The organism is Okeania sp. SIO2B9 (assembly GCF_010672505.1).
Lineage (GTDB): Bacteria > Cyanobacteriota > Cyanobacteriia > Cyanobacteriales > Microcoleaceae > Okeania > Okeania hirsuta.
Window position 1 is genome coordinate 1 of record NZ_JAAHGK010000043.1, and the last position, 13,639, is coordinate 13,639.

Below are 13,639 nucleotides of genomic sequence, written 5' to 3' on the forward strand. Positions count from 1 at the left end.
TATAAATATCGTCCCCAAGTCGCCAAATTTTAATATTATTATCCTTACTTGCGCTAGCCAAAATTTTGCCATCGGGACTGAAAGCGATCGCCGTTACTCCCTTAGAATGACCAAAATATTCTCCCAGACTCCAGTCACCAAGAATACAAAGAAGTTTCCCCGTCTTAACTTCCCAAAGTCTAATAGTTTTGTCTTCACTCCCACTAGCTAATATTGTGCCATCCCGACTAAAAGCAACAGAGTTGACATAACCCGAATGTCCAAACAGAGTCAATATTTCTCTGCCACTATCTACTTGCCACAACTTAACAGTTTCATCCTCACTCCCACTCGCCACAATATTGTCATCAGGACTAAAAGCAACGGAGCAAACCCATTTTTGATGACCAGTGAGAGTATGTAGACATTTCCAAGTTTGAGTCGGTAGGGGTTCAGGTGTAACTTCCGGAGTTTGGATAGCAGTTTTATCTTGAATATGAGTCAAATTAACTTGAGTATTAGCATTTAAAGTTTTGATGACTTCGTAAACAGACTGATAGCGACGGTTAATAGCATTTTCCACCAGTTTATCTAAAACATAACCCAACTGTTCGCTCACAGAATTACTCTTTAAATAACGTCGCCACACCCAAGTACCGTCACCCACATCAAATAACTCAAAAGGGGAAACGTTGGTCAAAAGGTGTAAACAAGTCACCCCCAAACTATATAAGTCACTTGCAAATACTGCTTTGCCTCGGTTTTGTTCTGGAGCGGTGTATTCCGGAGTGCCAATAGTGGTACCTGTTTTCAAGAGTGCCGTTCCGAGAGCATATTTGGCAGCACCAAAATCTACTAATACTAACTGACTGTTACTGTTTTGACGACGAATAATATTGTCTGGTTTTATGTCACGGTGAATAACGTTGTGAGAGTGGATAAACTGCAACACTGGCAGTAAATTATTGAGTAAAGCTTTAATTTTCTCTTCATTGTAAGGTCCTTCGATTTCCAGAGCTTGGCCTAGATTTTGTCCGGCGATGAATTCTTGCACTAAGTATTGTCGCCCATCCTGGATGAAGTGGGCCATTAATTCGGGGATTTGGGAATGTCTGCCCAATTCGTCTAATCTTGTAGCTTCTTTTTCAAAGAGTTCGGCAGCTTTGCTGATATTGTTTGTGCCTTGGGATGCTGGAAAAAATTGTTTAATGACGCAATAGGGTTTGGAGGGTTTGTCTTCGTCGATAGCTAAGAATGTTCTGCCAAAACCTCCTTGTCCAATGAGGTTAAGGGGACGATAGCGGTCTTTGAGTAGTAGTTTTGAGCCACAGTTTTGACAATATATATTCCAGTCTGGGTTTTGGGGAATTTGACAGTTGGGGTTGAGGCAATGACTCATGCCGATGATTTTTAGCTAAGGATAATATGGCGCTACGCGCAAGTCAAAAGTCAGAAGTCAGAAGTCAGAAGTAATCCCTGACTACCTTTGAGCATTTATAAATGTCCTAACCTATTTGCGTAGTGCTATATTGATTATATTTTGCTTAGGAATTTTTGACTGAATTTGATTATTGGAGTTTATCAATTTATTGTCACTTTTTAAGAATAGGCAAGATAAGTTTTGAGAGTTTTTTATCAACTATATTGTTGTTTCTGTCAGAATTGGCTTAAGTTAAACATAAATTAATTTTTCTTGGTTTTTGTGTGAAGTAGCATTCGCGATCGCTTTTGTAGAAGGAAGAAGGAAGTCAGAAAACTGGTGGAGAAGCAAATTAGTGAAATTTTATCAAGGGAATGTTTTTAGTATCAGTTAAGCGTATGTTATTTACTTCATTATTATTATTGTCAAAAGATTCTGCTGGTTTCATTGTGCTTAACTTATTAATGGGTATTGAAGGGAATCTCATTATTATCTATCCATTTAAGGAAACTGTTCTACTTTGAGTATCCTAACTTCCAAAAATAAAGTTATTACTTGATGTTTATTTCTGTCAAAATCTAATTTTTCAACCTTAGTTATTGACTAAGCAAATATCTACAAATGGAGTTAATACTTGACCCGTCCACAATCCTTCAATTACTTAAGTTTGTTTGTTAAGAAAGTCATAGCATTCTTCAGTATCTTTCTAATGTTCATATATCAACCGAAGTTGATACCGTTCTGAATGGAGAGGTTGAATAAGTAATCTCTCACCTCTAAATGAGGTACTAAAACCATAGTTTTTACCACAAAGCCAACAGATTTTGGCATCAAGAAAAAAGCTGATACTTTCTCCCGGTATAGCTAAAATAAAATCAGATTTTAGTGGTGCAGCGGAGGTCAACCACCCTATATCAAATGGTACACTTGCACCATCTTTAGCCCTAATAATCTCAGGAAATAATCCAAAATAAAAACTAAAGTAAAGAGGGCGATCGCTATTATTGGTAATCCTAATTCCTATCTCCACCGGATATCCTGGGGACGGATGTAAAGGTCGTGTTGATAGATGTTTTCCTATATCCGAAAGTTTTTGAATTAGGTCTTTTTTAGGAAGCACTAATACCTGTTATGGCACTAGAATTTTAAAGCTAATACCATTAACTTCGATACAATTACTTTCATTCATAAAATATAATTTTTTTTATTTCCTCCTCAAAAATTACATATATATTAGACATCTCCAAAAATTAAAAATTAAAGCAATTATCCTACAGAAATTATCAATTATTTTCCCCTACTCCCTACCCCCTCTTTTATAGAGATGTCTATTGTCTAAAAACATACTAATGCAGGATGGCAGAAATAACTGGTTACAAAATCCTAAAACAATTACAAATCAATACTTTTGACTTTTAACTTTTGACTTTTAACTTCCGCGTAGCGACACTAACTCAACTGCACAACAGCTTGCTCATTTAATAAAATTTCATTATTCAATAAATCTTCTACTGTTATTCTGAAAAATCTAGATTCATCGACCCAAAACAATACCTTAATTCGATCGCTTCCAGGATTTCCGGGAGGATTTAATTGAGCAATACTACGACCTCCCTCTCGGTCATTTAAAGGTTTTACTACTGTTTGTTCTCCAGATATTTTGCGAGTAATTAGGCGATCGCCATCGAAATAAACTTCTGTGCCGCCAGACTTAACCTCCAATTCTCCTAAGAGAGTTCTATAATATGCTATTATATTTGCTTCAATTTATCTTTAATCTCTTCTAACTTACATTCCCATTCTCTAAGTTTGATTAATTTGTTTTCCAATTCTTGCATTTGTAATGATTGTACTGTTTTTACTCGAGTTTTATCTTGTTCTGAACTAATCGATTGCAACTTACTCCCATACAATTTCCATGTATAACGATTATTTATAAAATGATCGTCATTGTCCTCTGGTACATGAAACTCTTTTTTTAAGATTCCTGTTTCTAAATCTAGAGTTTTTTGAAGAAAGTCACTATAAGCTAGATTATTTTTTTGACAAAAACTATTTAATATTTTATTAAACATAATACTTCTATTTGTTCTTTCATATATATCAGGTAGACAGTCGAATAAATATTTTTTTAGCTCTTTAACTTTCTCTTTATTTTGAACTGCACGAGTTATTTGTCTATGTACTTTTCTAAGTGCATTCTTCTGACTAAAAATAGATGGTAAATTAATACCCAAAATATAAATTAGCCTTTTTTCTAATCCTAAACTGTTAATAAAATCAAAATACATTGAGATTACTTTCTCAGCAAAATCAAGAAACTTTATATTTTCTTGCTTCACAACCAATCTGTAATAATATCCTAGATCGACATCTACTTAACCAAACTTTAAAATTAGTAAATCTAAATCTTGATGCTCATAAATTGTTTGTCTGATTTTATCGGCAACTTTTAAGGTAGATTCTCTCTTACCAAAACCTGTCATTGGAGCTCCCGGTATTTTATATAAATGAACTTCTATGTTTTTGTACCTTTGGTGGGGAGCAAAAAATTGAGAATAGGAGTCCCCAAAGATAACATATTTTTTCTTTCTATCTAGATTTTCTCCATAACCATATACTAAACGATAATTAAACATAATACCATCAACAAATATATTAACTCAACTGCACAACAGCTTGCTCATTTAATAAAATTTCATTAGTTAATAAATCCTCTACTGTTATTCTGAGAAATCTAGATTCATCCACCCAAAACAATACCTTAATTCGATCGCTTCCAGGATTTCCGGGAGGAATTAATTGAGCAATATTACGACCTCCTTCTTTATCATTTAAAGGCTGTACTGAAGTTTCCTCTCCTGATATTTTGCGAGTAATTAGGCGATCGCCATCGAAATAAACTTCTGTCCCACCAGACTCAGCACCTAACTCTCCCAAAATTAATTCAATACTGGGTTGACTATTCACCGAAGCACCCAAAACCAACTCCACAGGATTACTCATTGGATATGGTTGACCAGACTTAATCAAAGGATGCCAACTATGAGCATTTTTCCTTCTATCCCAATAGCGGATACCATAACTGTGATACAAAAAGTCCTTAACCTCAACTCCTTGAGTTAATTGCAATGCTCCCTGAGAAATTGCTTCAAAAGGTTTTTCACAACGAATTTTTGCAGCATCAAAATATTCTTTTACCCACCTTTGAACTGCTGGTATTTGTACTGTTCCTCCCACCAATAAAACAGCATCAATTTCTGATAATTCTATTCCTTGTCTTTTTGCCTGCTGTAAAACCTGATTCATGGAATTATCAAGACTGACAAAAAATCCCTTTTCCTTGAGAATTTCCTCAAAGCCATCTCGCCCTAATTCCAACTCATAACTTTCTAAATTTTCATCATCAAAATAAACTTCCGTTGCCTGCTGTTGTAAAGACAATTGAATCTTTAACTTTTCTGCCAAACGAGTAGTTAAAGGAGTCTTTTCAATACCTTGATTTTTGACAAAATAATCCACTAACCAATTATCAATATCCGACCCCCCTAAATTCTGTCCTGATTTTGCCAAAACTCTGGCAATTTTTGGCTTTTGATTTGAACTTTTACCAAAAGATTTTTCACCCCATTTCAGAATAAAACCCAAAGGTTGTTTTTGTATCGAATTATCCAACCGCACCAAAGATAAATCTAAAGTTCCGCCACCAAAATCAACCACCAATAAAATTTCTGCCTCTTTCATTGCATAACCTAAAGCTGCGGCAGTAGGTTCATCAATCATTCTTACTTGGTCAACCTGTAGAGACTGGCAAACCTCACCCAACCAATTACGATAAGCCTCAAAACTATCTACCGGAACAGTAAAAATTAAAGATTCTACAGGCAAAGGCACTTTCCGAATACCAGCTACAACTTCTTGTAAAAATAACTCTCCTACTTGTTCAAAAGAAACTATTTGACCATCAAGTTCAGGCAAAAACCCTTTAATATCTGAGCCAATACCCCGTTTAAAATTCCGAAAAAATCGAGAGTCTGTATTAATATCGTAACCTTTATCTCTAACTTGCTGACCTATTACTACTTTCTTTTCAGCAGCATTTTCCACATAAACTAAACTAGGAATTAGAGGTGGATTTTGTCCAGAAATAATTGACAAACCTGGTAATTTAACAATTTCAGGCTGTTGAGTTGTTTGATTCCAACGGGAGATTACCGTGTTACTTGTTCCAAAGTCTATCGCGATCGCCATTCAGCTATCCAATTTAATATGCCATATTACTCAGAATTATAATGAGGATAGCTTGATTTATCAATCACAAACAAGAATAGACATCTCCACCAAATGAGGGAATAGGGAATAGGGAATAGGGAACCCACCCCTCGCCCCTCCCCCTCCGGTGGAGGGGAATAATTGATAATTTCTGTACGATAATTGATTTTATCATTTTCTTTGTGGGTTTAATACCCCACCGTCTACACGGTGTTCAAAATTACTTGGGGTTAGAATCCCCATGTAATTTTCCTCCTGTCTCCTGTCTCCTGTCTCCTGTCTCCTTCTTCAATTTTGATTTTTGGAGATGTCTAATGAGGTAACTACTAATTACCTTCAAATCAATCTTAACCACCAGGTAATTGGGCTAAATATTCACTGACTAAAATAGCGATTCATCTTCTTTTATATATAGCAATCCTAAATTGGTTGTGGCAAAATTCCATACTGAAAAAGTTTGGGAAAATCGAATATTTGACCATAGCGCAAAAAACTTAAATAGCCACTTAACTATTTTCAAAGAACTACAAAGATGATCAAACTGTCTGATGAATTTTTTGACTTGTAACCAAATCTCTTCAACAGGGTTTTGCTCCGGGGCATTCGGGGTAAATTTTGTACAATTTATCAACCATTCCTCTTCTTGTAAATCTTGATTAATTTTTATCAAATATTCTCGAAATTCTCGATAATTATAATAAGTTGTGGCATCCCAAAATATTGCCAATCTTTTTCCCGTTCTTTGCCGTTGCAAATATTTGATAAACTCTATGGTATTTTCAGTATTTCCACTTTGATACTATTGAACTATAAATTCCTTTGTTTGGTAGTCTAAAGCTCAATAATAAGTCTGTCTTTCCTTTTAATTTTTCATCGTAATTTCTATTCTTTTATCTGTTTTTCCCCAAGCATAACCTAATACATCCCCCCATAGCAGATGACATTCGTCAATTATAAACACTGCTTGGTTTCCCGCTTCTATTTCCGGTTGCCATTTTGCCAATTTATCCTCTATTTCTTTTTTTTTGCTTTCACTTATTCATCATTTTTAGCTGGATGATTTTTTTGAATTTTTTTCCAACTTATTTCAGCCTCTTTGAGTAAGTTATAATAACTCTGATAGGACTCAAAAACGACGTTATATTGGTTCTGTAAATAGTTTTGCAACTCTGATAATCTCAGATAATCTTGTTCTCTCAACTAATCAATTGTTCTCTCTTTTTCTTCAGCCTTTAAGTAACCTTTATGCAGACAGACTCTTCCTGCGGAATGCTACGCAAACAGGCATTTTTTGACCAGAAAATGTGTAAGTACCACTAACTACAATTAGTCTAAACTGCAAAACTGTCTAGTTTGCTTCTGAAGCCAGTTTCCTTAATCCTATCCAGAAAATACAAAGGATGAAAAAAAATAAGATAGGTAGTATTAAATTGGTAGGGTAGACTAATTCTAAAGTTCCAATATACCCATATTTATCCTCAAAGTCATAAACTTTTCTTTCTCCATCAAATTCATATAAACGCCTCCATAATGAAATTTTAGCTTCATCAAGGTTTGCAACTCTTTAATTTCTGTATTTTATTTAATCCTCATTCCTTAGTTCAGCGATCGCTATCTGAAAAGTTTTAATTATCAATCTCAGCTTCTAATTTTAAAATTTTCAACTTTGTCATCAACCTCTGACAAAAAACATCAAAAAAAGCCTAAATTAGCTAACGGAGTTTCAATAGTTTCAGCCTTTCCATGATAGAATTAACAAAGAATAATCCAAGGGTGTTTATAACCTAATGAGATTTTTCAGCCCAAAACCATGATTATTTCGTTGTTTTTTAAGGAATTACCTTATATTTCTTCAACGATGATGAACTAATTTTCATCAGTTGCTCTAACAATGGTTTGACATAGTTAAAAATATATGATATAATCTAATAGCTTCCAAACTCAAACTAGAGCAACTATATATTTTTAGTCCTGTAACAGTTTTGGCAATCGTCCTCTCTGAAATTGACAGAAGAGACATTTTCTCCGCTATAAAGTGACTTTTTGGGTAGAATTCGGGCGTTGCACAGTGGCGAATGATTTGATATTTTTGATTGAATTTGATTTTGGATTTGATAATTGCTAGAATAATTAATATTAGGTTTTTTTAGTCAAAGTCTAAACCTCTTTTTGGCAGTATCATTCCATAATGTGCAACCCCAGAATTCGTTGTGAAAAGTCAATTTAGAAAAGATCAAAATATCAAAGCCCTAAAAAAGCTCTCCCTGTGCTGTATCGATTTGATGCGATTTTTTGCCTAAGTTTTGTTTAAGTCCCACTCAGGAAACTTGCTAGTAACTCTACCAATTATTTGTTGGGAACTTACAAAACCGAAAGAACGACTATCACTACTTTCTTCCCTATTTTCTCCCACCAAAAAACAGTCGCCATTTTCATCAACAAAGGCAACCCGTTTAATTATTTTCAAATCTTGGCGATGGGGATGTTTAGCCACCACCAAATCATCTATTTCAGGTAAACAGTGGCGGTAGGCTTTAGTGTCAACAAGAATATCCTCCCCTGGTTTGAGTAGAGGAAACATCGACACCCCTGTAACACAAAAGCGTTGACGCAATCTCAACAACCATAACAATAATTCTTTATTATCGCTTGTTTGTATCAACTTTTTGCCTACCACCTCAAACTAAAAAAAATTAGCTAGCCTTGTACCAAGTTACCTCACGTTCCTTAGTAGCCCAGAACATATTATGGATTTTCTCCACAGCAGCTAATAATTCATTAGCATGATCCAAATTAACTTCCACTTTACAAGCAGAGCAAAGTTTAGCAGCTTTCCAGAAAGTATCGTGGAGGTCTGGATACTTTTCTAAATGCACGGGCTTAAAATAATCAGTCCAGAGGATGAGCAAATCTTCTTTAGTCTTCTGAGCCTGCTCTTCCTTAATAGCAATATAGCGAGAAAGAGTATTAGCAGTCTTATGGTCTCCTGCTTTTGGGTCAAGGTCTAGAATTTTCTTAGTCATAGACACCACTGCCTCAGCATAAATGCGAGCAGAAGCGGGGTCATAAACACCACAAGGGCCATCGCAGTGAGCACTAACTTCTGGTGCTGGGAAGGACTTTCTAATCTGAGAAGCAATTCTGTTGAGCATAGTTTTCTAAGATATTACTATCTGTATAAAAAATGTAAAGTAATGTTACGATGAAATAGTGGTTCAGAAGGAAGAATTTTCCTAATAATTTCCACCTACCCTAGTTTAAATCAAAAGTGTGGGTATTTATAAATTTCCGATAATCCCCACCTACCCTAGTTTAAATCAAAAGTGTGGGTATTTCTGATTTTTAATTTTTGATTCCTTTATCAAGATAAACCTATGCCATTTTCAATTGATACAGCTCGCAATATCTTTCCCAACACCTTATCAGCTGACATAGTGCCAGCCACTATAGCTCGCTTCAATCAGCTAAGTGCAGAAGACCAACTAGCTCTCATTTGGTTCGCCTACCTAGAAATGGGCAAAACAATCACAATTGCTGCTCTAGGAGCTGCCAATATGCAGCTTGCAGAAATAACTATGAATGAAATTAAACAAATGAGCTTCCAGGAGCAGACCCAAGTCATGTGTGACCTGGCTAACCGCTCCGATACTCCAATGTGTCGGACATATGCCACCTGGTCTCCCAATATCAAGTTGGGTTTTTGGTATCAACTTGGAGAATGGATGAATCAGGGACTTGTTGCTCCTATACCAAAGGGTTATCAGCTTTCTGCTAATGCTTCAGCCGTATTGGGAACTATTCAAGGATTAGATTCTGGTCAGCAAATCACAGTTTTGAGAAATTCTGTGATTGATATGGGTTTTGATGTTAAAAATTTGGGCAACTATACCCGAGTTTCTGAACCTGTAGTTGCTCCAAAGAATATGGCAGAGCGAACTAAAGTTACGATTCAAGGTGTTGATAATCCTACTATCTTGAATTACATGAATAACTTGAATGCCAATGACTTTAATGCATTGATTGAGTTATTCACTCCTGACGGTGGCCTACAACCTCCTTTCCGTAGACCAATTGTGGGCAAAGATGCCGTTTTGCGATTTTTCCAAGAAGAATGTCAGAACCTCAAGTTAATCCCAGAGCAAGGAATTTCTGAACCTGCTGAGGATGGTTATACTCAGATTAAGGTTACTGGTAAATGCCAAACTCCTTGGTTTGGAGCTGGTGTAGGTATGAATATTGCTTGGAGATTTTTACTCAATCCTGAAGGTAAAATTTTCTTTGTAGCGATCGACTTATTGGCATCTGCCAAGGAGTTGTTAAATTTGGCTCGTTGACATTCTCTCCCATTAAATCAAAGATTATAATGGGAGATTCCCAAACCTCACGATTTAGGCTTACTGCTTGAGTGGCACTTATCTAGACTGTTGCCAGTCCCCGACAGTACGCCTAGACAGTCAATTTGCTCCACGATCTGCCCGACCGCAATAACACCTCGATGACAAATCACTTTTGCTGCTGCCACATCACGGTTTATTTCGTATTCGCATTGAGGGCATTTATGTTCGCGCTCAGGCAGGTCTTTTTTACCTGTATGCGCTCCACAATTTGGACAAATTTGACTGGTATATCTGTAGTCTATCTGGCCAAAATAAACCCCTCGTTTTCTGCATACCCAAGCCAAAATATTGAAAAACTGACCAAACCCAGCATCTAAAGTATGTTTACCTAACATTCCTTTGGCCTAGCATCTAAAGTCTAGGTCTTCCACAAATATCATTCCTGCTTGGTCGCATAAATGATGAGCTAATTTAAAGTGAAAGTCTTTTCGAGTATCTGATATTTTTTGATGAAGTCTTGCTATCTTTTGGTTAAGTTTATATCGATTCACTGAAGGCTTAGATTTTAACTTTAACCTACGTTGCAGTAATGTCAACTCGCTTTGTAGTTTGGTTAAAAACTTTGGACGTTCAATCAATTCACAATTCAGTTGTTGCTAAAAATTTATCAAGTCCAATATCAATCCCTAACGGGTGTCCAGAAGCAGGGGGATCCGGAATACTCACAGGACTTTGTACAGATAACATGACAAAATACCCACTTGCTCGTCTGACAACCCTAACCTGTTTCAGTTTAAATCCTTCTGGTATTGGTCTAGATAATCTCATCGGAACTAATCCAATTTGAGGTAGTTTTATATACTCGTTGGAGATGGGATTATTTTTGAACTGAGGGAAGACAAAGGACCTCATTCTGTACTTGTTCTTAAAACAAGGAAAGTCATAACCCTGCTGTTTCATGTTGTTAAATGCTCTTTGTGACATACTCCCACACTAACCTGACGGTATAGTGTGGGCTTCTCGTTTCACAGTCCCGGTATCCCGTCGGACTCCACGAGCTTTAAGAACTAGATGCCCCACCGCTCTTTTTGCACATAAAAAACTGCTCACCTAGTTCCGGAATAAGATTTTACGTTTTCCCACAGTTGACTAGGAATTCGGGCCAATAACCCCATATCCTATTAAATTTTCATGGTTCATTACTGGCGGCGATTAGCTCAAACCAGCATAGTTCAATGATAATATAAAAGTTTGTAAATTAATGGGACATCGAGTCCCATTAATTTACCGCCGATTCATCTCACGCCATAATCTGTGATTATGGCGTGAGATGAATCGGCGATTTAGCTAAATTCTTGAGAACTTGCTGTAAGACTTGAGCATTTGTTCTTTTCAGCTCTGGGTTAGTTTTTTTTGCTTTTGTTAAGTTGATCCCTTGTCTATTGTAGTTAGGGTAAGGTGTATCCGTAGGAATAACGTACTCTTGATGCAATGAACAACAGTTAACTGCACATTTCCTACTGTTAATCCAGTCTTTTCGCTCTCTTAAGGCATAATTCCAAACTTTTCTACAGACTACCAGCATATCTTCTATAATGGCCACCTGTTCTGGAGAAGGGATTAACTTAAATTCGTAGGTTAGTGTGAGCATATTTCTATTGTTTCATAGTTCTATCTCAATGGACTGCTCATTGTTTGTTTTGCAATTCATCTCCTGGTAAATGGGAGATTATACCGGGAGTCCTCAAAGCTCCATTTCAAACAGAACACTCTTTTTTTTGTTAGGATTTAATAAAATTGCCTTGTAAATTAATATAAATTTTATTTTATCTAGCTACTGAATTAGATTATATATGCTACTATTAACAACTACATAAAAAATCATAATCACACATAGATTTTTAAGAAAATAAAAAGGATGATGCAACTTACTAATACTCAGTGGTCTATAACAGAAGAAAATATTGCCCAAGCAGCTTTAGAAAAAGCTAAAGAACGAGAAATCAATGCCTTAATCACAACAGTGCGCCAGCAAGCAAGTGGAATTCAAGAATTTGATGATTTATGGTATCTACATGATTTTCTCAGTGCCAGAAGATACGATCTAGATGGCAAGTATGACTCCAGAAATGCAACTGTAATTTTTGCTCTAGCTGGCTTAGTAAAAGAGGGATGGTTAAAGCTTGGAGAGCTGGAAGGCTTGGATAAAGAAAAGATTACAAAAGTATCTGCCATGACCCGCATTATCTAATATAATCTAAATCAAGGGCGGGTTGTGAAATGAACTGCTGTTCCATCTAGACCCGCACTCTTTAAGCTTGATTGTCTGGCAGTAAATTTGGTAAGACGCGATCGCAACAAAATAAAGTCCCTGCAGCGACACATAGTGGAATACCTAAAAAGTTAACTATAGGAATGGTAATTAAACCTTGACAAATTAACCCAAAAGTGGCGCTTGCTGGTAAACTACGACGCACTACTGTTAACTTCTGTCGAAATTTTAATTTTCTTCTCTCCAAAAATCCATCAAAAAAGTCAAGACAAACAATGGAAGTTGTTAAAGTTATACCACCAATAGTTGCGATTAAAGAACCTCCAGGGAGAAAGTTGAGCAGCAATATCGGTAAACCTATTACTAAAAGTAATCCAACTTTTTTTAACTCAAAGAGTATTGCTCGCCAAATATCTCTGAGAGAGTTTAATAAACTTGGAGGAGTTTCAGGCAATGTTCCAGTTCTAATTTTTTCTAATTGTTCAGAAAGTTGACCATAAAAAGGTGAACCTAGAATAGTTCCAAATTGTACTAACAAAAATCCAATTATCAGCAATAATATTGCGAATAGAATAACTTGTACAAGTTTATATAAAATATTATCTATATAACTTAAGAAGTTTAACCATGTTGGTAATTGAGCAATTAAAGCATCAAAGCTTAAAGATAAGTTCTTAAAAATAGTATTAATTAAATCAATTCCTGGTAGGAGTAAACTAAGATAAAGAAGAATACCTACCACGATATTAATCAAAATTGGCACAACTATATAACCTATTAATTTTGGATTTTTGAGAAATATCGTTAAAGCACGAAAATGGTAAGTTGCCCCTGCGAATAATCCGATAGGAGTCTCAAATATAGATAATATTGACTTAATTTTTTTTTGTTTTACCATGAGTTAATTGAGAGTAGTTATACCAAATTGATAAATTTTTGCTACAAATAGCTTAGGATATTTCTTAGGAGTCAACCCACCCCTAACCCCTCACAGGAAGAGAACTCAGGAAGAGCAAGTCAGAATGAATGGCTTTAATGGCAGTTTTTAGGTATGAATTTATCTTTTTAGTCCAAAAAGTATCTCCTATAAAGTAGGGACGTTAGCGGCAGCTCTGCGTTAGCAAATGGCCATTCGTCCTTGCAGCCCTTATTATTCGTAACATTCTTTTTTTATCCTTGGTATTAGAAGTTATAACAGTGTGCGCTGGTATATTTACAAATTGCAGGAGGCGCCCAATAGCTAAAAGTCTTATATTATCGGCAATTTATTCCCCCTATTGCCTGTTGCCTGTTGCCTGTTGCCTGTACACAACGCTATAGTAGCTATAAGAGGTTGTTTGTGAACAAAAGATTAAGTAG

Annotated in this window: 12 protein-coding genes and 3 pseudogenes; 2 read left to right on the forward strand and 13 right to left on the reverse strand. The window is 35.9% G+C overall.

The features are described from left to right. The 10 genes and pseudogenes from F6K13_RS03255 to sodN form a co-directional block, all read right to left on the reverse strand. The coding region (locus F6K13_RS03255; RefSeq protein ID WP_287286812.1) for a serine/threonine-protein kinase at positions 1-1,378 on the reverse strand (1,378 nt) is incomplete at its 3' end. A 727-nt stretch (positions 1,379-2,105) separates the two neighbouring features. Next, a complete protein-coding gene (locus F6K13_RS03260; RefSeq protein WP_287286814.1) occupies positions 2,106-2,519 on the reverse strand; it encodes a hypothetical protein in 414 nt (137 codons plus the stop codon). A gap of 329 nt (positions 2,520-2,848) precedes the next feature. Beyond that, positions 2,849-3,133, reverse strand: a pseudogene (locus F6K13_RS03265) (Hsp70 family protein); the annotation flags it as partial. A gap of 17 nt (positions 3,134-3,150) precedes the next feature. Continuing rightward, positions 3,151-3,741, reverse strand: coding sequence for a hypothetical protein (locus F6K13_RS03270; protein ID WP_124146061.1), 591 nt, complete (start codon positions 3,739-3,741; stop codon positions 3,151-3,153). 36 nt (positions 3,742-3,777) lie between these two features. Beyond that, complete coding sequence (locus tag F6K13_RS03275; RefSeq protein ID WP_124146062.1) at positions 3,778-4,038, reverse strand: hypothetical protein; 261 nt, start codon at positions 4,036-4,038, stop codon at positions 3,778-3,780. Between the two features lie 19 nt (positions 4,039-4,057). After that, the gene (locus F6K13_RS03280) at positions 4,058-5,650 is read right to left on the reverse strand and encodes an Hsp70 family protein (protein ID WP_124154524.1); all 1,593 of its coding nucleotides are present in this window, start codon (positions 5,648-5,650) and stop codon (positions 4,058-4,060) included. A gap of 241 nt (positions 5,651-5,891) precedes the next feature. Next, the gene (locus F6K13_RS03285) at positions 5,892-6,026 is read right to left on the reverse strand and encodes a hypothetical protein (protein WP_275670408.1); all 135 of its coding nucleotides are present in this window, start codon (positions 6,024-6,026) and stop codon (positions 5,892-5,894) included. Positions 6,027-6,091: 65 nt separating this feature from the next. Further along, a pseudogene (locus F6K13_RS03290) lies at positions 6,092-6,916 on the reverse strand (IS630 family transposase); the annotation flags it as partial. A 1,051-nt stretch (positions 6,917-7,967) separates the two neighbouring features. Next, the gene (sodX, locus tag F6K13_RS03295; RefSeq protein ID WP_205127450.1) at positions 7,968-8,333 is read right to left on the reverse strand and encodes a nickel-type superoxide dismutase maturation protease; all 366 of its coding nucleotides are present in this window, start codon (positions 8,331-8,333) and stop codon (positions 7,968-7,970) included. A 31-nt stretch (positions 8,334-8,364) separates the two neighbouring features. Further along, entirely contained in the window at positions 8,365-8,823 is a 459-nt protein-coding gene (gene sodN / locus F6K13_RS03300; protein ID WP_124146064.1) for a superoxide dismutase, Ni, read from the reverse strand. Positions 8,824-9,045: 222 nt separating this feature from the next. Between sodN and F6K13_RS03305 the strand changes: the two genes are divergently transcribed. Then, positions 9,046-10,005, forward strand: coding sequence for an orange carotenoid protein N-terminal domain-containing protein (locus F6K13_RS03305; RefSeq protein WP_124146065.1), 960 nt, complete (start codon positions 9,046-9,048; stop codon positions 10,003-10,005). A 47-nt stretch (positions 10,006-10,052) separates the two neighbouring features. Here the strand turns inward: F6K13_RS03305 and F6K13_RS03310 are convergent. Continuing rightward, a pseudogene (locus tag F6K13_RS03310) lies at positions 10,053-10,983 on the reverse strand (RNA-guided endonuclease InsQ/TnpB family protein); the annotation flags it as partial. A 343-nt stretch (positions 10,984-11,326) separates the two neighbouring features. Beyond that, the gene (locus F6K13_RS03315) at positions 11,327-11,659 is read right to left on the reverse strand and encodes a helix-turn-helix domain-containing protein (RefSeq protein WP_240039071.1); all 333 of its coding nucleotides are present in this window, start codon (positions 11,657-11,659) and stop codon (positions 11,327-11,329) included. Positions 11,660-11,926: 267 nt separating this feature from the next. On the opposite strand from F6K13_RS03315, the gene F6K13_RS03320 reads away from it, so the two are divergent. Beyond that, a complete protein-coding gene (locus F6K13_RS03320; protein WP_124146066.1) occupies positions 11,927-12,259 on the forward strand; it encodes a hypothetical protein in 333 nt (110 codons plus the stop codon). 61 nt (positions 12,260-12,320) lie between these two features. Here the strand turns inward: F6K13_RS03320 and F6K13_RS03325 are convergent, their stop codons facing one another. Next, positions 12,321-13,178, reverse strand: coding sequence for an EI24 domain-containing protein (locus F6K13_RS03325; protein WP_124146067.1), 858 nt, complete (start codon positions 13,176-13,178; stop codon positions 12,321-12,323). Positions 13,179-13,639 lie beyond the last annotated feature (461 nt).

What these genes read in the sequence shown, in the direction of transcription:
- F6K13_RS03325 (WP_124146067.1), bottom strand. Translation starts at nt 13,178, where the DNA reads ATGGTAAAACAAAAAAAAATTAAGTCAATATTATCTATATTTGAGACT.
- F6K13_RS03305 (WP_124146065.1), top strand. Translation starts at nt 9,046, where the DNA reads ATGCCATTTTCAATTGATACAGCTCGCAATATCTTTCCCAACACCTTA.
- F6K13_RS03275 (WP_124146062.1), bottom strand. Translation starts at nt 4,038, where the DNA reads ATGTTTAATTATCGTTTAGTATATGGTTATGGAGAAAATCTAGATAGA.
- F6K13_RS03280 (WP_124154524.1), bottom strand. Translation starts at nt 5,650, where the DNA reads ATGGCGATCGCGATAGACTTTGGAACAAGTAACACGGTAATCTCCCGT.
- F6K13_RS03315 (WP_240039071.1), bottom strand. Translation starts at nt 11,659, where the DNA reads ATGCTCACACTAACCTACGAATTTAAGTTAATCCCTTCTCCAGAACAG.
- sodN (WP_124146064.1), bottom strand. Translation starts at nt 8,823, where the DNA reads ATGCTCAACAGAATTGCTTCTCAGATTAGAAAGTCCTTCCCAGCACCA.
- F6K13_RS03320 (WP_124146066.1), top strand. Translation starts at nt 11,927, where the DNA reads ATGATGCAACTTACTAATACTCAGTGGTCTATAACAGAAGAAAATATT.